Source organism: Natrinema sp. DC36, from assembly GCF_020405225.1.
Classification (GTDB): Archaea; Halobacteriota; Halobacteria; order Halobacteriales; family Natrialbaceae; genus Natrinema.
The window spans coordinates 1,275,405-1,293,391 of sequence record NZ_CP084472.1 but is presented as its reverse complement, the minus strand read 5'-3'; the positions used below and the strand labels follow the sequence as shown (position 1 = coordinate 1,293,391).

General features: G+C 62.8%; 21 protein-coding genes and 1 pseudogene. 14 read left to right on the top strand and 8 right to left on the bottom strand.

Going from position 1 to position 17,987, the window contains the following annotated elements; genetic code table 11:
* Positions 1–198 precede the first annotated feature (198 nt).
* The gene (locus tag LDH74_RS07000; RefSeq protein WP_226041800.1) at positions 199–1,515 is read left to right on the top strand and encodes a helix-turn-helix domain-containing protein; all 1,317 of its coding nucleotides are present in this window, start codon (positions 199–201) and stop codon (positions 1,513–1,515) included.
* Positions 1,516–1,558: 43 nt separating this feature from the next.
* Here LDH74_RS07000 and LDH74_RS06995 read toward each other — a convergent pair whose 3' ends face one another.
* The gene (locus LDH74_RS06995; protein ID WP_226041799.1) at positions 1,559–1,909 is read right to left on the bottom strand and encodes a CHY zinc finger protein; all 351 of its coding nucleotides are present in this window, start codon (positions 1,907–1,909) and stop codon (positions 1,559–1,561) included.
* 762 nt (positions 1,910–2,671) lie between these two features.
* Between LDH74_RS06995 and LDH74_RS06990 the strand changes: the two genes are divergently transcribed.
* From LDH74_RS06990 to LDH74_RS06975, 4 genes and pseudogenes are all read left to right on the top strand, one after another.
* A complete protein-coding gene (locus LDH74_RS06990) occupies positions 2,672–3,187 on the top strand; it encodes an AsnC family transcriptional regulator (RefSeq protein WP_226041798.1) in 516 nt (171 codons plus the stop codon).
* A gap of 176 nt (positions 3,188–3,363) precedes the next feature.
* Complete coding sequence (locus LDH74_RS06985; protein WP_226041797.1) at positions 3,364–3,717, top strand: ArsR family transcriptional regulator; 354 nt, start codon at positions 3,364–3,366, stop codon at positions 3,715–3,717.
* A gap of 55 nt (positions 3,718–3,772) precedes the next feature.
* A complete protein-coding gene (locus LDH74_RS06980; RefSeq protein WP_226041796.1) occupies positions 3,773–4,045 on the top strand; it encodes a HalOD1 output domain-containing protein in 273 nt (90 codons plus the stop codon).
* 159 nt (positions 4,046–4,204) lie between these two features.
* Positions 4,205–4,348 (top strand): annotated as a pseudogene (locus tag LDH74_RS06975) (transposase); the annotation flags it as partial.
* A gap of 127 nt (positions 4,349–4,475) precedes the next feature.
* On the opposite strand, the gene gvpO reads toward LDH74_RS06975, so the two are convergent.
* The 3 genes from gvpO to gvpA are packed head-to-tail and all read right to left on the bottom strand — an operon-like array spanning position 4,476 to position 6,406.
* Entirely contained in the window at positions 4,476–5,030 is a 555-nt protein-coding gene (gene gvpO, locus LDH74_RS06970; protein WP_226041795.1) for a gas vesicle protein GvpO, halophile-type, read from the bottom strand.
* Between the two features lie 56 nt (positions 5,031–5,086).
* Positions 5,087–6,121: a gas vesicle protein GvpN gene (gvpN, locus tag LDH74_RS06965; RefSeq protein ID WP_226041794.1), complete on the bottom strand. Its 1,035-nt coding sequence runs from the start codon at positions 6,119–6,121 to the stop codon at positions 5,087–5,089.
* 6 nt (positions 6,122–6,127) lie between these two features.
* The gene (gvpA, locus tag LDH74_RS06960) at positions 6,128–6,406 is read right to left on the bottom strand and encodes a gas vesicle structural protein GvpA (protein WP_226041793.1); all 279 of its coding nucleotides are present in this window, start codon (positions 6,404–6,406) and stop codon (positions 6,128–6,130) included.
* Positions 6,407–6,814: 408 nt separating this feature from the next.
* Here gvpA and LDH74_RS06955 point away from each other — a divergent pair, with 408 nt between their 5' ends.
* From LDH74_RS06955 to LDH74_RS06920, 8 genes are all read left to right on the top strand, one after another.
* Entirely contained in the window at positions 6,815–7,438 is a 624-nt protein-coding gene (locus tag LDH74_RS06955; protein WP_226041792.1) for a GvpL/GvpF family gas vesicle protein, read from the top strand.
* A 2-nt stretch (positions 7,439–7,440) separates the two neighbouring features.
* The gene (gvpF, locus tag LDH74_RS06950) at positions 7,441–7,695 is read left to right on the top strand and encodes a gas vesicle protein GvpF (RefSeq protein ID WP_226041791.1); all 255 of its coding nucleotides are present in this window, start codon (positions 7,441–7,443) and stop codon (positions 7,693–7,695) included.
* The gene (locus LDH74_RS06945; RefSeq protein WP_226041790.1) at positions 7,692–8,288 is read left to right on the top strand and encodes an Hsp20/alpha crystallin family protein; all 597 of its coding nucleotides are present in this window, start codon (positions 7,692–7,694) and stop codon (positions 8,286–8,288) included. The genes gvpF and LDH74_RS06945 overlap by 4 nt, the downstream gene beginning before the upstream one ends.
* Positions 8,285–9,211 (top strand): hypothetical protein, encoded by a 927-nt coding sequence (locus LDH74_RS06940; RefSeq protein ID WP_226041789.1) that lies wholly within the window; start codon positions 8,285–8,287, stop codon positions 9,209–9,211. The genes LDH74_RS06945 and LDH74_RS06940 overlap by 4 nt, the downstream gene beginning before the upstream one ends.
* An 86-nt stretch (positions 9,212–9,297) precedes the next feature.
* The gene (locus tag LDH74_RS06935; protein WP_226041788.1) at positions 9,298–9,891 is read left to right on the top strand and encodes a gas vesicle protein; all 594 of its coding nucleotides are present in this window, start codon (positions 9,298–9,300) and stop codon (positions 9,889–9,891) included.
* Positions 9,888–10,232, top strand: a complete 345-nt coding sequence (locus tag LDH74_RS06930; protein WP_226041787.1) for a gas vesicle protein K — start codon at positions 9,888–9,890, stop codon at positions 10,230–10,232. The genes LDH74_RS06935 and LDH74_RS06930 overlap by 4 nt, the downstream gene beginning before the upstream one ends.
* Positions 10,229–11,197, top strand: coding sequence for a gas vesicle protein GvpL (gvpL, locus tag LDH74_RS06925; RefSeq protein ID WP_226041786.1), 969 nt, complete (start codon positions 10,229–10,231; stop codon positions 11,195–11,197). Before LDH74_RS06930 ends, gvpL begins: the two co-directional genes overlap by 4 nt.
* Positions 11,194–11,517 (top strand): gas vesicle protein, encoded by a 324-nt coding sequence (locus LDH74_RS06920; protein ID WP_226041785.1) that lies wholly within the window; start codon positions 11,194–11,196, stop codon positions 11,515–11,517. The genes gvpL and LDH74_RS06920 overlap by 4 nt, the downstream gene beginning before the upstream one ends.
* Before the next feature lie 234 nt (positions 11,518–11,751).
* Here the strand turns inward: LDH74_RS06920 and LDH74_RS06915 are convergent, their stop codons facing one another.
* The 3 genes from LDH74_RS06915 to LDH74_RS06905 form a co-directional block, all read right to left on the bottom strand.
* Positions 11,752–11,967: a hypothetical protein gene (locus tag LDH74_RS06915; RefSeq protein WP_226041784.1), complete on the bottom strand. Its 216-nt coding sequence runs from the start codon at positions 11,965–11,967 to the stop codon at positions 11,752–11,754.
* Positions 11,968–12,335: 368 nt separating this feature from the next.
* Entirely contained in the window at positions 12,336–13,346 is a 1,011-nt protein-coding gene (locus tag LDH74_RS06910; RefSeq protein ID WP_226041783.1) for a Gfo/Idh/MocA family oxidoreductase, read from the bottom strand.
* A 560-nt stretch (positions 13,347–13,906) separates the two neighbouring features.
* Positions 13,907–14,968 (bottom strand): zinc-dependent alcohol dehydrogenase family protein, encoded by a 1,062-nt coding sequence (locus LDH74_RS06905; RefSeq protein ID WP_226041782.1) that lies wholly within the window; start codon positions 14,966–14,968, stop codon positions 13,907–13,909.
* 1,196 nt (positions 14,969–16,164) lie between these two features.
* Here LDH74_RS06905 and LDH74_RS06900 point away from each other — a divergent pair.
* The gene (locus LDH74_RS06900) at positions 16,165–16,929 is read left to right on the top strand and encodes an IclR family transcriptional regulator (protein WP_226041781.1); all 765 of its coding nucleotides are present in this window, start codon (positions 16,165–16,167) and stop codon (positions 16,927–16,929) included.
* A 66-nt stretch (positions 16,930–16,995) separates the two neighbouring features.
* Here LDH74_RS06900 and LDH74_RS06895 read toward each other — a convergent pair whose 3' ends face one another.
* A complete protein-coding gene (locus LDH74_RS06895) occupies positions 16,996–17,964 on the bottom strand; it encodes an MBL fold metallo-hydrolase (RefSeq protein WP_226041780.1) in 969 nt (322 codons plus the stop codon).
* Positions 17,965–17,987: the final 23 nt, after the last annotated feature.

The window sequence follows — 17,987 nt, the reverse complement described above, 5'->3', positions numbered from 1 at the left end:
TCGCATCCCCGCGGTTCTCGCTCACTACGTTCGCTCCGAACCGCGCTCGCTCCGAACCGCGCATTGCTCTAGACCGCGCTACTATCCTGCGATCGGGTGCGCAGCGACTATCAGTGGCGACGATAGCTATCGGATCACGTGACTGTCACGAAACGGGAAAAGGTATTACGATCCATCGCTCATAGGTGCACAACAGCTATGGAGTCGGATCCGTCGGTCGGGGTCCGCATCTTCGCGTGTCTCGTCGCCGCCGTGTTCCTCGGCGGCGCGGTCACGGGTGCCGTCGCCGGAGCGGCGAGCGGCGGCTCGGTCACGGGTGCCGTCGCCGGAGCGGCGAGCGGCGGCTCGGTCGTGACGGCGTCGACGGACTCGCTCGAAACGACCGACGACGGAACGACGAATTCGACCGAGAACACCAGCGAGGAGCTCGAGAGTACGACTGAGAGCCTCGAAACTAACACCGAAAACACGACTGACGACACGGAGAACACGACCGACGGCCTCGAGAATACGACAACCGACCCGGCTGACGCCATAGAAAACACGACCACAGAGACGACGGAGACGGTCACCGACACCGTCTCGAACACGACGGAAACCGTCAATAACACGACGACGATTGCCAACGAGACGGTCACCAACACGACGGCAACCGTCAATGAGACCGTCAGCGAGGCGACGGGGGCCATCAACGAGACCGTCGGCGAAACGGCTGAGACTACCAATGGCACTGTAGCCGGAATCGGCGGACGGCTCGAGCAAGCGATCGGCGGTGCCGCCGCTCCCGTCGATCCGCCGAGCACGAGCGAAGCGGCCACGAACGCGATCCTCGTCGGGATGCTGGGTGCGATCTCCGCATCCGGTGTCGCAGCGGGCGGAGCCGGCGGAGCCGGCGCATCGGGGGCCGCCGGGGGCGCGAGCACGGCGACCGCCAGCTGGCTCCGTCATCTCCGAGAGACGGACCGGCTCCGACGAGCAGCTGCGGACCTCTGGAAGGCCCTACCGATCTTCCGGTACAGCCGCTACGACGATTCGGACCCGCTCGAGCACGACTGCCGTGCGGCAATCTACGAGACGGTTCGGAAGCAACCCGGCGCGTACCTCTCGGAGGTCAGCGACCGGACCGAGGTGCCCCTCTCGACGGTTCGCCATCACGTCCGAATCCTCGAGGATGAGGGGCTGGTGACCGCACGCAAGGTCAACGGCAAGCGCCGCTACTTCCTCGAGGGCGACGACGCCGAACTCCTGGCCGCCCTCGCGGAACCCGCGAAGCGGGAGGTGCTCGAGACGATCGCCGAGTTCGGGCGCGCGCCCAACGGCCGGCTGGCAGACGCGCTCGAGCGCGACCCGAGCACGGTGTCCCATCACCTCGCCGCGCTCGAGGACGACGGACTCGTCGTGCGCGAGAAAGACGGTCGCTCGATGGTCAACGAACTACCGCCGCGGGTCGAAGCGGCGCTGGCCGACGAGCGGGCCGCCGAAACCGACTCGCGAGCGATTCCGGCCGACGACTGAGTTCGGTCGCTCGAGGCGTGCAGGATGTCTCGAGTCGGCCCGGTCACTCGAGATCCGAATCCGCCGTCTCGAAGTACAGTGACGCGTGCTTTGCACAGCCGGGATTAAAGGGAGCGTCGCAGGCCGGACAGCTGTAGTCGGTCGCGAGATAGCCGGGGACGGTGAGTTCGCTCCCGCAGCAGCCACACAGCACGGACGGCTCGTCGAATCGGGCTCGAGGCCACGGCACGGCCTCGTGGTCCGTCGTTTCCTCGTGGCAGCAAAAACAGGGATAGTAGCGCTCGCAGCAGGCGAATTCGAACGCGATCACGTCGCGGTCTGTGTCGTAGTGGGCACACCGAGTTTCCGGACCGACGTCGACGCCGTGGACGGTGTGGCCTCCGATCGATTGCACGAGTGGCTCGACGGCTAGAGGATGCTTCGGTGTTGTGGTTGGATGGGATTGTAATTTGGCCTCGAGGAGAAGTTCGTCTGAAACGGTAGTGCCCCTACGGAGGCGGGGCAATTGCGCGGTGCGCGCTCTGCGCGCCGCGCTCGCGAAAAGTCACAGTTGGCCGATTCGAGACGGTACAACGGTGCTGCTCCGGTAGTAGGGGAGGATGGAACCTCGATAACGAGTGTTGTCGAGTCCGCTTAGGAGAGAGAGAGTAGATTATGACCGAGCGGTCAGTACAGGCAAAAGAATTCTCGAAGTGCCCCGCAGGTCAGTATCGATGATAGAATAACCAGTGGTCGTTCGGAAGTGTGAGGATATGGGTGAAGGAGGCCCTTATACGTCTTCCACGTATCCAAGGACACAGAGAGTTAAGCAGTGAACGGATCGCTGACGGCGTGTCGCCGGCCACTCGCTGTTTCTCCACATGGTTTGCAGAGATGACCAAGCAAAAAGAGATCGCGACAGACGAAGCCGTGCAAATCCCACAGAAAGTCCATATTGTGTGTACTGTGTGTAACTTCTCAAAGCTGGTAACGAAGGAAGGGAACAAATCGTCTGAGGTGATTATTGAACACGGGCGGGAAACTGGGCATAAACTCACGGTTGAGGAACCTGACGACGATACGTAAGTATGCACAGCCGTTCAGTACAGAGGAGAAGACTCCACGCGCGTCCAGTCTGGGCGACCAACTCAACTGACTTGGCACCGAATAGACCGTCATGAACGATGACCCACTCGACAACCTCGACCGCCGCATTCTACACCTGTTGCAGGTGGACGCCCGCGAGGCCTCCGACACGGACATTGCGGAGGAAACGGACGTAACTGGAACAACCATCCACAACCGAATCAAGCAACTGAAGGAGAAGGGAATCATCACCGGCTACAATCCGGAACTTGACTACGAACAGGCGGGGTATCCGATGCAAGTGTTGTTCATCTGCTCGACGGACCTCTCCCGCCGGTCGGAGATGGCGGAGAATACCTTAGAAGTTCGGGGTGTCGTCAACGTCCGGGAGATGCTGTCCGGCGAGGAGAACCTCCACGTCGAGGTCGTCGCCGAATCGACCTCCGAGATCGAGGAGAGTACCAACCAGTTAGACGACCTCGGCCTGCGAATCGTGAGTAGCAACATTCTGGCAGAAGAACACATCCAACCGTGGAATCACTTCCATCAGGAGTTCGCCGGAGAGGATGCCGATGCGCCCGAGGAAATCGGTTCGTCCGAGGAGTAGCCACCGGCGGGAAGGATAGCAATTGCCGGAGTCCCGAACTCATACTGGATTCGGCCCGGCTGTCTCCTCTATCGTGCTTGGGAAAGTCAAGTAAATAGCCGCTCTTGGTTGTATTATCAAATAGGTAAAATTATCGCAAAAAAGAGACTAAGGCGGTCCGGCCCAGACGATGGGTGATGGCAGAACAAACTCAATCAGGAATGAACGAGATGTTTGACCTGTTGCGGCATCCGTACCGGCGCTACGTCTTGTATCACCTGACCCGAGAGTCCGAAACCGTGGACTTCGACACGCTAGCGTCTTCACTCGCCAACTGGGACGCTGGCCAACCTGAGGAGAGTCGGACCAGTAGTGCTACCATTGAGGTACAACTTCGTCATATGCACCTTCCGAAACTCGCCGATGCTGGCCTCATCACGTTCGCCCAGGAGAGGCAATCGATTGAACTCGACGGCATAAATAGGGGCGGCCAGTTCATCGACCAAGCGGCACATATCGACGGCTATGCACCGCCCGTCGCGGGCGAGTGAGAACAGTGCCTCGCCCACATTCATTCCGTCCACAACGCCGAACTATAGAGATACTATGACAGAAAGCCACAACGACGAAATCGTTCACCGGGAATTGGACACTGACAGAGAGGAGCCGGCTGTGGCGGTAGCGGAAGTTATCGCTGACCTTGAGGGAAAGCAAGCAGACGAATTGACACCGACCTACAACTGCATCGACGGGATGATATCGGAGTTGTATTCGAATCCGCCGTCGCCAGAGGCACAGATAACGGTCGAATTCACGTACAGCGGCTATCGCATTACCGTCGAGCAGAGCGGCGCCGCGGAGTTCGTCCAAGTCACGTAACCGCTGTCGGCCGACCCCTAGACAACGGTAGTGTATCCACGCACGATTGGACGAGACCATCGGTCAACTCGCAGGTGTAGTTATCACGGCGTTCACCCAATATCTAAGTGAATAGAAGGCGGGAAAGCACTGTTTCGATTCGACTACTTTCGGTTGTACGACACCGTTGCCGCTGATTTCAACGCCGCGACGGTCCTCGCGCGGCGTTACTACCCCGGCCGGTGTTGTGACTATCGGCCGCCCGATCCGACTGCCGCCGACGATCGATCGGCACTCGCCGCCGACGGCGGCCCTCGGATCTGAGCGATCACGCGGAGGAAATTCACGACGCAAAGGAGACGACGGGAGTGAGCGACAGCGGCCTGCGTTACCACTCGAGCGGCCTCGTGCGAAGCTCGTTCGTTCGGAGCGAACGAGCGCCGATCGGCCGTTACTCGAACTCGGTGGTATCGCCGCGGCGGTAGCGGTCGAGGCGTCGGTAGCCGTGAACGGTGGCGTCGCTGTCGAGTTCGATCTCGTAGCGGCCGATGATATCCTGGGTGTCCGGGACGGCTCGGCGCTCGACGACCTCGACGACCGCGCGCCAGCCGTCGTCGGTCGGCGAAATCTCGCTGACGCCGTCGAACTCGTGGCCGATGAGTTGCCCGGCGGTCGACTGCACGGTGTTTCGGATCGGGAGGATGCCCGCGATCTCCTCCTGTTCGACGTCGGCATCCTCGTCGACCTCCTCGGGATTGGTCTTCTCCTCCGCGGTCATGTCGGTCGTCCCGCGAGAGTTGGGCTGCTCGACGTCGCCGCTCTCGGCCGTGTCGTCCGTTTGGTCGGCCTGTTCTTCCTCTTGGGCTGTCTGACTGTCGCTCACTGTTTGATCACTCTCGTCGTGTTGGAAGCAGAAGCCGTCGTCCTGCGCCGGCCGTGAGCAGCGCTCGCCGTCCGTGGTGAGGGCCTTGCACTGCTCCCGTGATTGCGTGTCGGCTTCGGCCATTGGTCTGGGTTTGGTCTGTCGTTCGTTCGGATCGGTCCGATCGCCTCCGCGGTGGATCAGATCGTCTCGGTGATCCGCGATCGCAGGTCGTCGATGCCGGCGTCGTTCTCGCCGACCAGCTTGGGCGCGAGGACGTCCGTGAAGACGTCCGCCAGCGTCTCGTCGTCGAACTCGCCGTCCTCGTCGGTCTCGGCGTGGCCGTCGAAGACGGTCAACCCCTTCGCTGCCGTGATCGCCGCGCGCGTGCCGACGACGATCTCGAGTTCGTCGCGAAGCGCCCGCGTCGTGTCGACGATCGTCGCGATCTCGTCGTCGGAGAGGTCGACGTGGGCGGCGACGATCTCTCGCTCGGTCTCGTCGTCGTAGTAGTCGATGTGGACGCCGACGAACCGATCGAGAAGCGCGTCCTGCTGTTCGTGGACGCCGGCGTACTCCACGTCGTTGGACGTGAGGATCGCCCGGAACTCGGGGTGGACGTCGATCGTTCGATCGTCGCCGTGTTTGCCCGGCCGCTCGAGGACGCCCTCCTCGAAGACCGAGAGCAGGACGTTGTGAGCGGCGGGGTCGCTGCGCGAGAACTCGTTGTAGACGAGCGTCGCGCCCTCTCGCACCGCGACGGACAGCGGGTTGTCCACCCAGCGTTCGCGAACGATCTCCGTCTTCTTGCTGACGCCGCTGACGAACTGATCGTTCTCCTCGTAGCGCTCGCCGCCGGCGTGGGAGCCGACGAGTGCAGCGGTGTCGACCGCTTCGTCGCCGTTGAGCCAGACGACCGGCCGGCCGCGCTCTGCCGCGGCCGACAGCGCGAGCGCCGTCTTGCCACAGCCCGTCGGTCCGATCAGGTGAACCGGCTGGTCCGCCTCGAGCCAGCCGTCGATCCGATCGCGCAGCGATCTGACCGCGTCGGTCTCGACGAACGGGTCGGGGACGACCGTCTCGGGATCGGAGAGGGGACTGTCGCCGTTTCGTTCACCTGCGTTCGATGCCGTTCGCGCGAGCTCTTTCTTCGCTCTGCGACCGTCCTTCTGCTCGCGGCTGGCCGTGATCTTCCTGCCACGGACCGTACGCTTGCGCGAAGTGTCGTCGGCCATGGGGAGTTACTCCGCCGATTTCGGCGTCGATTCGGGGCGGGGCTCGACCTCGACCTCCTCGAGGTCTTCGAGATCGCCCTCCGCCGTGGCTTGCTCAATTTTTGCGATCTCCTCCGCATAGTGCAGGAAGGTGTCGACCGAGGCGACCACGACGCGGGCTTCGATCGTCAGTAACTCGATCCCGACAACGGAGATGCGAGCCCAGACGTCGATGACGACGCCCTTGTCGAGGACGCGGTCGAGTACTTCTGCCAGACTCGATGAATCGGGTGTTCGTTGGGACATAACACCTTCCGTTTGAGCGGCGTCTCCTAACTCGGCTTGCACTGCGACTGCAAGTCACCCTATCCCGTGGCGCTCTCTCACTGTCGTGACTCCCGGTACTATCAGCCGTCGGTGTCGCCTTTTTCCGGCGTGATACCGCGGGTTGCAGCTGCAAGCACTACGATAACCCGCAGCGGAACCGAACAACTCGTGACGATACTCGAGTGCTCGACACGGCGCGCACAGCGGCCGCGAGGAGCGCAGCTATCGCACCCCCATGTCATCCAGATGTCCTATCACCAACCGAGCCGACGGATTACGCGCGCGCCTCTCAACCCGTCGGTCTCGGCAACAGGGTCGTCGCGGGCAACGACTGGGCTCGAGTTAGCGACGAGACAATAATATGACCAGTCAACGAGTGATCTACCGATGAATAACCGGTACGTCTACGGCGTCGTTGAGTCGGATACCGTCGAATTCGAAACTGACGCGGTCGCCGGTGCTGACCGCGTCTACACGATCTCACACCGGCGACTCGGTGCCGTCGTCTCGGATACCGACACGACCGATCCCGAGGAGACGGACGAGGACGCACAGATCCACGACGACGTCCTCCGGGAGATCATGGCGTACGACGGCGGAACGACCGTCGTGCCCATGCAGTTCGGGATGGCATTCGAGAGCGATCGAGCGCTGAAGAACGTCCTTCGCGGGGCGCGACCGGCCTTCCGACGCGCGATGAACGACATCGAAGGCAAGATCGAACTCGGTCTCAAACTCGTCCGCGAGGAAGACGCCGACGTCGATCGCGAGGAGATCGAGGCGGCGGTCGCCGACCACCTCGAGCCCATCGCCGCACAGTCCGTCGAGAACGACCTGTTCAGCGACCGACTCGTGCTGAACCGATCGTATCTCGTCGACGAGGACGAACGCGAGGCGTTCGACGACGCGGTCGCCGACTTCGAGGACGACCACGACGAGCTCATGGTCCAGTACACGGGGCCGTTCGCACCGTACAGCTTCGTCGACGTGAAAATCGGAGCCAAACAGTAACCATGTTCATCCTCGACGACCTCCTGTTCCGGCCGCTCGTCGGCATCGTCGACGCGCTCCACACGATCGCGCTCGACGAGATGTACGACGTGGAGGGTCTCGAGGCCGAACTCAAAGAGAACCAGCTCCTGTACGAACTCGGCGAACGCTCCGAAACGGAGTATCAGCGCCGCAAAGAAGAACTCGAGGCGGAGCTCGAGACCGCCCGCGAGGTTCACGAGCAGCTCTCGAGCGGCCGCGTGGAGGTGAAAAAATGAGCGACAGTTCCCCGGACGACGACCGCGACGAATCGCCCGACGACCGATCCGACGAGCACCGGACCGACGACAGTCAGATCGACGAGGACGATCACTGGCTCTCGAGTCTGCTGTCCGCTCTCGAAGCGCTCGACGACGGCCCGACGTCTCGTTCGGGCCGCCGGCGCGGCGATCGAACGATCTTCGATTACGACATCTCGATCCGATCGGGCGACGATCTCGCAGACGAGTTGTCGCTCGATCGGGATCGGCTCGGCGACGAGGGGTCGCGAGGGCGGAACAGCGATCGATCGCGGACGCGCCGTATCCGATCGTCGGGTCCCTCGAGCGACCACCACGTGGCGATCCGGACGCACGAGGACGAACTGCTCGTCACGGCGGACATCGCCGGAGCCAATCCGGACGACGTGACGGTGGGTTTCGACGACTCGACGCTGGTCATCGCCGTCGAGGGATCCGAACTCGATCGCGTCGATATCCCCTGGCCTGAGACGGAGTCCCGGGCGACGATCAAGAACGGAGTGCTTACGGTCCAAATCAGACCGGAGACGGCGACGGGTGGGGATAGCGAAGCGATGGAGGGTGACGAATGAGCGACGACGAATCGGCGGACGCGTTCGAAGTGCTTCTCGAGGATGCGACCGAGAGCCTCCAGCGTCTCGACGAGACCCTCGCCGATGCCGACGCGATCGACGAACTCGACGACGACGCCATCGACTCGATAATCGGTGATCTCGACGCTCTCGCACGAGTCGCAACGGAGGTCGGCGAACTGCTCGAGGAGATGGACCTCAGCGAACTGCCGGAGGCGGTCAAGGAGGAGGAACTCCTGGATGCGATCGATGTCGACGAACTCCCCGCCATTCTGGCGGACGACGATAGGGACGCGACCGAACTCGTGGATTTCAGGGAGTTGTTCGACGCGATCGACCTGCTCGAAACCTGGAACGCCGCGGACCTGACTGGCCTCTGGGAGGAAAAACGCGAACTGGACGAGGCCCTCGATGAGTTGGAAGACAGTTCCGATGCCGGCACGGTCGAAAAAGCGGTCTCGGAGATCGTGGCCAGCGACGAGCGCCTGTTCGGTGAGGAGGGGGAACTCCTCGAGACGGACATGGACTCAACGGAGGCCGCGACGGCGGCACTCGGCGACATCAACATCCAGGAGGATCCCGAAGCCTACCAGGCGGCCATCCAGCAGCAGGCGATGGAAGGCATCGACGCCTTCCGGTCGGCGCTGCTCGAAACGCACGAAACGTTCGAGAAGCTCTACGAGTTCAACCGCGAGAAGATGCGCCGGCAGGACACGAGTACGAACTCGCGAAATCCGACGGCAGCGTCGACGATTTCGACCGATCGGCTCGACCTCGGCAGCGGCACCCGGTATTCGACGGTGCCACAGGAGGTCAAACTCTCGACCGCACCGACGCGGAAACGGATCTACGGCCGTCGGTTCGAACTCGAGCGGGAACGACAGCGGAGACAAGAACGACAGCGGAGGAACGACAATGAATGACCGACCACTCCGACGATCGACCGGCTGCGAGGTGAGTTCGACGACTGACTGCGGTCCAACCCTGCGCACCGCTGGGGGTGATCGCAATGGTCGATGAGTTCCAGCCCAGCCGCCAGAAGGCCGACCTGGCCGAAGTCGTCGAGATGCTCCTGGACAAGGGAATCGTCATCAACGCCGATATCGCCGTCTCGATCGGCGATACCCAGCTGCTCGGCGTGCAGGTCCGGGCCGCGATCGCCTCCTTCGAGACCGCGGCGAAGTACGGCCTCGAGTTCCCCGAGGGGACGGACATGCGCCGCGTCGCCGAAGCGGTCGGCGACCCCGAACTCGCGGAGATGGACCGACCGAATCCGGTGATCGATCCGACTCGAGGCGTCAACGTCACCGCCGACGAAGACGGCGACGCAACTGCCGATAGCGCCGAGCGCGACGCGGAAACCGACGAAGCGAGCGAGCGCGACGCCGCCGGCAGCGACGACGAGCTAGTGAGCGAACGCCTCGGAGCCAGACCGAACCCCGACAGACCGACCAGCGGCGGATTCGACCTGCTCAGTGACGAGTCGGAATCCGACGCGGACTCGGAGTCTGACACGGACTCGAGCGAGAACGAAGCGGAGTCGGCTGACGAGGAGTCAGCGGAGAACGAGGCCGCCCCGGAAGCGGAGGGCGACGGATCATGACTTCGATCGACGTCGGCGACGGCGAGGACGCGCGACAGGGGCTCGTTACCCTTGTCATAACCGTTGTTGAAATCCTAATCGACGCCCTCGAGCGCGAAGCGGTTCGTCGCATGGAGTCGGGGAACCTCTCGGACGAGGAGGTCGAACGCCTCGGGAGCCAGCTCGCAACGATCGAGGCCGAGATCGAACAGCTCAAAGCGGACGAGGAGATCGAGGACGGCGTCGACGATCTCCGGGGCAATCTGGACGGGCTGGTCAACGACGCGATCGAACAACTTCACGGCGAGCCGACCGCCACGCAGAAACCTGGGTATTCCGTGTTCGGCGGTGAGGGCGAATGAGCTCCGACGGCACGAACGACGGTGACGATGGCGCCGAGGGACTCGAGGCGCTCGACGAGCAGCCGGCCGGCGAGCACGCCGAGACACCGGCTCTCGACGAGGGACGCTACCTGTACTGTCTCGTGCGGGCCGACGAGGACGCCGCCCTCGAGACGACCGGCGTCGACGACGAACCGGTCTCGATCGTCGTCGAAAACGGAATCGGAGCCGTCGTCCACGCGTGCGACAGTATCTACGACTCGGCGGATCTCGCACAGATCCGCCGCTGGCTCGTCCGCCACCAGACGGTCGTCGACGAGGCGGGACAGGCCTTCGGAACGCCGATCCCGTTCCAGTTCGACACGATTCTGCGCGGCGACGACGCCGCCGTCCGAGAGTGGCTCCGGGAGGAGTCCGAGACGCTCGAGCGCGCCCTCTCCGGGCTGGCGGACCACTGGGAGTACCGCGTCGAAGTGGTCGAAGTCGATCCGATCAGCGACGAGGCGCTGATCGAGCGCGACGAACGGCTGCGCGAACTGGACGAGCAGATCGACGGCTCCGAGGAGGGAACGGCGTTCCTGCTCGAGAAAAAGTTCGACCAGCGACTGACGGAGATTCGAGCCGCGCGACGGGAATCGTTGACCGCTGACCTCGAGGAGCGACTGGCCGCAAAAGCGCGGGAGGTCCACGCGCTCGAGCGCTCGCCGAGCGCGCAACTCTCGAACGACATAACCGACAGCGAGTCGGAAACGGGCGGAGACTCGAGCGGCGGATCGGACGAGTCCGGCGACGGCGAAACCCTCTGTCGGCTCACGGTGCTGGCCCACGAGGACGACGAGGGAGCCATCGGCTCGATACTCGACGACGTGGCGGCGAACGACGGAGTCGAGGTCAGGTTCACGGGACCGTGGCCGCCGTACACGTTCGCACCGGAACTCGGCGGTGGCGGGACCGCCGCGGACGAGCGAGCGAATCCACAGCCATGAGACCGCAAAAGAACGACGATGCGCTCGTCGACGTGCTCGACGTGTTGCTCAGAGACGGTGCGATCCTCCGCGCGGACGTGATCGTCTCCGTCGCGGATATTCCGCTGGTCGGGATCAAGCTCACGGCGGCCATCGCCGGTATGGAGACGATGACGGAGTACGGCCTCTTCGAGGAGTGGGACGCCAGCCGCCGGAATGCAGCCGTGAGCCGACGCCAGTACGATCGGCCGGAACTCGACGAGAACCGCACTACGTTCGACGAACTCGGTGTCGGTCGCTCCCACGAGGACGCCGAGGGCGGAGATGGAACGTCGAGTTGACTACGGGCACGAGACCGTCGACTCGAGACTGCTGACAGGAGAAGGACGATCGAACGAAGCGACGACGTGACGATTGCGATCGACGGAGAGAGAAACGCCGCTACCGCACGCTTGACATCCTCCCCGCCGTGAACGGCGAGGCTTTGCGCCTGCTCTGCACGTAACCGGCCGACCCAGTTTGGTTCGTTCGTTCCCGTTCCCCCGGAGAGTCTCGTTCCCCGAGAGGGCTGACGGTCAGGCGTATTTCGGGCGTTCGGTCGTGTGCTCGACCTCGCCAGTGACTGTCTCCTCATCGCTGTCGTCATCGTAGACGTACTGGCCGGTCGCCCCACACAGGGTGCACTCGTACGTCTCGGAGATCTCGTTGATCATTTCGCCGTCCTCGAAGTAGACGCGACTCTGCGTGATCTGCAGGAACTGGGCGGTCTCGCAGTTAGTGCAGGTTATCATACTCGTTCGATAGCCAGCACCAGATGTAGTTATCCGGCTTGTAACCGATCGGCAAAGACGACTATGGGGGTCTTACCCGCCGACCGCCATCGAACGGGGATCCGGACGACTCGCCCCGTCGCTCGCGGCCGACCGACCGAGAGTAACTGTTTCATACCCCGGGACGGAGGCGGGATCGACCCGATGGCTCGGCGACGAGTATTCCGACGAAAAGCCGCTTTTACAGCCGTAACAAGACGGTTATCATCCCACTTATCCGGGTGAAATCGAACGGCAACGACCGGTTCCGAAAGACGATTCGACGCCGGGGGAAGCGCGATCGGTTTGTTCCGGCGGCCGCACCGATCGATGCGCTGGCGGAGCGACGATCATCGGTCGACGGAAACTCGATCACCGGTTCGAGCCGCCTCGTAAGCCGCCTCGGTCAGCGCCGTCACCCGGTGCGCGTCCCGAACCGTCGCCGGCGGCTCGGTTCCGCTTCTGACGCTCTCGAGAAACGCGTCGGCCCGGGTCCGTTCGTCGCGGGGATCGATATAGGGAACGTACTCCCCGGCGTCGGAATCGATTTCGACGACCTCCCGGGGCCCCCACTGCGTTCCCTCGAGGTAGACCGCACCCTCCTCGTCCCAGAGGTGGACGTGCTCGCGGACCGACGGCGCGTCGCCGTGAAACGAAAACGTGCCAGTCGCACCGTTTTCGAACCGAACGTCGAGGTGAGCGCGGCGGTCGACCCGCTGCTCGTCGTCGTGGAACGCCATGCTCGCGGCGACGGACGCCGGCTCGAGGCCGGTCGTCCAGAGAACACCGTCGAGGACGTGGCTACCCGTATCGTAGAGAAAACCGCCGCCGGACAGATCGGGATCGAGCCGCCAGGTCTCCCGCGAGTCGTCGATCCACCCCTGCGTGATGGAGGCGGTCAGCCACTCCGGCTCGCGCTCGTCGAACCGGGCGCGTGCCGTTCGAAACGCCGTCTGGAGGTGGCGCTGGTAGCCGACCATCACGGTCCGATCGCTTCGCTCGACTCGATCCGCGAGGTCGCGGGCCCGCTCGAGATCGGTCGTCAGCGGTTTGTCGCAGTAGACGTGGCAGCCCCGCTCGAGGGCGGCGACGACTTGCTCGTAGTGGAGAGTGTGCGGCGTCCCGACGAGCACTGCGTCGAGAGACGCCTCCGCGAGCATCGTCTCGTACTCGGCGTACTGCCGATCTGTGGACACGCCGAACCCGCGGCCAACTTCGTCGCGGAGCGCCGCATCGAGATCGCAGACCGCGCGGACGGTCGCGTCAGGGTGACGGTGGAACTGCCCACCGACGGTGGTCCCGATGTAGCCCAGTCCGACGATACCGATCCGAATCGGCTCCGATTCGTCGTCGTCACTCATACGATCCCGAACGGGCTGCAGTCCCATCCTTCTGGAGGCGTCGCAGGCAAGCAGCTCCTGCCCGTCGACCGGTTGCGTCCGATCTCGAGACGGGCGAGGGTTCGACCGATCGTCTACTCGAGTTCGTCCGTTCGTCCACGCGAGTCCGTTCCGCTTGGTTCGTCAGCGCGAGGGAGTACAACGGACGGGGTGTACCGAGTGCCGACCGGTAGCAGGGTGCTACGATCGGAGTAGACGGTACCTGCGTTCGGTTTGGAGTCGCTACCGGTGGCCAAGCGGCTGCATAACAATGGGTAACACGTGCAACGGTCGACCTGCGGGGTTGTAACTCCCCGCCGGGTACGCGCTCGGCTCATCTGTGCGCTGACCAGCCATTGCGTGCGTTCGTGCCCGAATCGCTCGGACGTGGACTCGCCCCCGCTTCGAGTACGCTCATGTCTCTCACGCCCAGGGCGGTTCCCGCCCGCCCGGGTTTCACGATACGTCCCCCGTACAGCCGCGGCTCGCAGAGTCGAAACCCAGTAGTGAAAACCGAGCGGAACGACGTTCGTAGTTCGCGCTCAGAACTCCGTGATGACCGGAATGCCGACCGTTTCGTAGTCGTCCATCGAGGCGAGCGTCTCGGGAGCCTCCTCGAGCGACAGCGTCTTGCCGATGATCTTGTCGGGCTCGAGGGTGCCCTGTGCGATCAGGTTGAACAGTTCCTCGTAGCGGACCAGCGGCATCCCGAAGGAGCCGTGGAAGTCGATCTCCTGCATCGTCATGACGTCGACGGGAAGTTCGATCTGGCCCTCCTCCTCGCCGGTCGTCAGTCCGACCTGCACGTGGCTGCCCCGCGTGCCGAGGCTGTTGACCGAGTTCTTGCAGGTATCGGCGACGCCCAGTGCGTCGATCGAGACGTCGGCACCGCCGTCGGTGATGGCCTGGACCGCCTGGGCCGAACTGTCGACCTCCGTCACGTTGACCGTCTCCCGGGCACCGAGTTCCTCGGCGCGCTCGAGTTTGTCGTCGACGAGGTCGATCGCGATCGGGTGGGCACCCAGCGCGTCCGCGATGTGGATCGCCGAGAGGCCGACGCCGCCGCAGCCGTGGATGGCGACCCAGTCGCCGGGTCGAAGGTCGGCCCGGTCGGCCAGCGCGTGGTAGGCCGTCATGAACCGGCAGCCGAGACCCGCCATCTCCGTGAAGCCGACGTCATCGGGGAGTTTCACGCAGTTGAAGTCGGCTTCCCGAACGGGAAACGCCTCCGCGAACGCGCCCTGGGAGTACTCCGACAGGCCGAGCGGAAGCACCGTCTCACAGTTGTTCGCCCGCCCTTCGCGACAGTGCGGACAGGTGCCGTCGCCGAGGTGGAACGGCACCGCGACGCGGTCGCCTTCCTCGAGGGTCTCGACGTCGCTCCCGACCGCCGAAACGACGCCAGCGGGCTCGTGGCCGAGGATCTGCCCTTCCGGGACGCCCGCGCCGATCCAGCTCCAGTCGCCCTGCCAGGCGTGCCAGTCGCTCCGACAGATCCCACACGCCTCGGTCTCGACGATTACCTGATCGGCTCCCGGCTCCGGATAGTCAACGTCTTTGACTGCCAGCGGTTCCCCATGTTCTTCGAGTACGGCTGCTCGCATGTTCCAACGGTAGTGGCAGCGAGTATAAAAGTGTAGGCGGTACGCTGTCGAGTTGTCAGAAACTATTTTTGAGTTGTTGGTCGTTGCTCGAATGGATTGGGTCGGAACTCCGGCCGAATTCCCTCGATACCGATCGGTGTCGAACAGATCTCGACAACGGAATACGGATGTACAGTGAAGTTGAAACGATATCGAGACGAGTGCGGAACGCTCCTTTGAATCGGATGAACCGCTTCGAGGAGCCGATCACTATCGCACCCGCCATCTAACGGCCCAGACCAATTCCCTTGTTCTAAAGGACTGTAATATTAAATATGAATAATATAATATACATATTCGGCTGATACAGCGACAATCGTGGAAGTTCGCTCGGTAGTGGAGGGAAGGAGTCGAAATAAGCCGATTTGGGGCGAGAATCGATGGCCCTCAGCGATAGCTCCGGCAGCGCGAGACAGCGATTTACTGGAGACGTCTCCCCGAGATAGTATCCCTTTGAGCGGCCTGAAATGGCGGTTGTCCGTATATTTCGCCGTGACATATACGGCCAAAGACCCCCGACTCTGATTTTGTACTAGAATTATTATGTTTTATGGGAAGTGACGATATACTAGTATTTAGGCAGATCAGGTCTCCTAACGGGCGGCCGGTCACCGAGGTCAGCCGTTCTACATTACGATCCTACGGTTGTAATTAGAATGTCGACGGCACCGGGTAGCGATCGACGATTCGACTGGAAACCGCGTTTTCAACCGGTTGCGAGCCGGCTAGTGGTCGCCTTTCGTCCGACTACGTTCTCGTTTCGACGAACTCACCGATCGTTATGTAATACCGAATGAAAATCGAGAAGAAGGGAGAGCTTCGACCGAAAACTTTCCCCCACGCGTACGACTGGTTTTCGTACCGTTTTCGGGCGGTATCGTCGTCAGTCAGGGGATCAACATGCCCGGTCGTTTATTTGCGTCTGTTGGAGTGATATACCGGTACCGACGCTGAAAAGATCGTATAGGAAATCGTTCATTCATAACGAACTGCCGTCTCGCTCGCGAGCGACGGTACAAACGACTCACATATCCGAAGCAGCAGTGATCGACGCCGTCCAGCATCGCTTTATCCGAATGCGTAGTCGTCATACTGCATCTTCCGTTCGTGAATGCTGAACACACAAATATTTATACTAAACACTATCTAGCCATTGCATGGGCAAACGAGCGAACAATCCCGTCAAATCGGTTGTCACGACGTTCAACATTCTCCAGACGTTACGCCGACTCGACGGTGCCGGGGTCACCGAACTGTCGAACGAGCTCGAGCTGCCGAAAAGCAGTGTCTACAACTATCTCAGCACGCTCGAGCAGGAGGAGTACGTCGTCAAAGAGGACGGGACCTACTACCTCGGCCTCCGGTTTCTCGATCTCGGCCGGTACGCGCGCCAGCGTGACGACCTTTACGAGACGGCCCGTCCTGAGATGGAAGCGATCGCGGATGAGACCGGAGAGCTCGTCAACCTGCTGGTCGAAGAGCACGGACAGGGCGTCTACGTCTGTCGGGTGCGCGGCGATCAGGCCGTCAACGTCGCGGCGAGTACCGGCCACCGCGTGCCGCTTCACAACACGGGACTGGGGAAGGCGATCTTCGCGCATCTCCCGGCGGAGCGCGTCGACGAAATCCTCGACGAACACGGGATGTCGGCCGATACCGCGCACTCGATCACCGACCGCGACGAGCTCAAGGCCGAACTCGAGACGATCCGGGACCGTGGTGTGGCGTTCGATCGAGAGGAGCGAATCGACGGACTCTGTTGTGTCGCCGTCCCGATTCTGGACCGCGACGACCGCCCGATCGGCGCTCTCAGCGTCGCCGGACCGAAGAGCCGCATGAAAGGCGACCGGTTCGAGACCGAACTCCCCGAACTCCTCGAGAGCGCCGCGAACGTGGTCGAGCTGAACCTGACGTACTCCTGACCGTTTCATCACGAGTCTCGCTAGCTGGCCCCACGAATAAATGTTTATCAATACCGAACGACCGTCTCACGCCTGACGCCACGCGACGACGCCGTCCGCCGTCGTCCGCTCGAGGGTCCCGCGGTCGACGTGGGCCGCAAAGTGACCGGAGAGCGGATACGCGAGGTCGATGTCGAGTCCGTAGCTGCCCCGACGCTCGACGACGGCGTCGATCGCCTCGCGCAGGGTGATCGGTTCGCGCTCGTCGACGAGGGTCGGTATCAGCGCGTCTAGCTCCGACGCGAAAGCCAGCGATTCATCGAGGAAGTCCTCGACGTCGGTACCCTCGAAGACCTCGTAGTGAGTCAGCGACAGCACGTCCGGATCGAGGGTTCGGAGCAGGTCGATCGTGTTCTCGTAGGCGGGAGAGCGGTAGTACGGCGGCGGCTGAATGTAGCCGCCAGTGACGGTGAACACGCCCCGGCCGAAGACCGCGTCGCCACCGATTACGAGGTCGGTAACGGGATCGTAGAGCGCGAGGTGACCGCGCGTGTGCCCGGGAGTATGTAGGACCCGCAGTTCCCGATCCGCGAGCGCGAGCGACTCTCCGCCCCGGAGACGGAGGTCGATCCGTTCGCCGGGTCCCATCATCCCCTCGAGCCACTCGGTGGTGTCATCGTTGTACGTGATACCGTGGTCGTCGGCGAACATCCCATAGCGTTCGCGCATGATCCGGTCGGTGCTCTCGATCAGGTTCACGTCGGCGTCGTGAGCCGCCAGCGTAACCGACGGTGCGTGCTCGCGGAGTTCGTGGGTACCGCCGTGGTGATCGGCATCCGCGTGGGTGATCACCGCCAGGGACACGTCCGCGAGTGACCAGTCCATCTCCTCGAGGAACGGCCGATAGATCGTCGTCGGCGCGTCGACGACGCCGGGATCGACGACGATCGGTCCGTTGGCGCCCTCGAGGACGTGGTAACCGTGTAGCTTGTCGTCGATGACGGTCTCGATCCGGTGGATTCCGGGGGATAACGTCTGTGTCGCTGTCTCTCGCATAGGGTCGAGTCGAACGTCGGCGC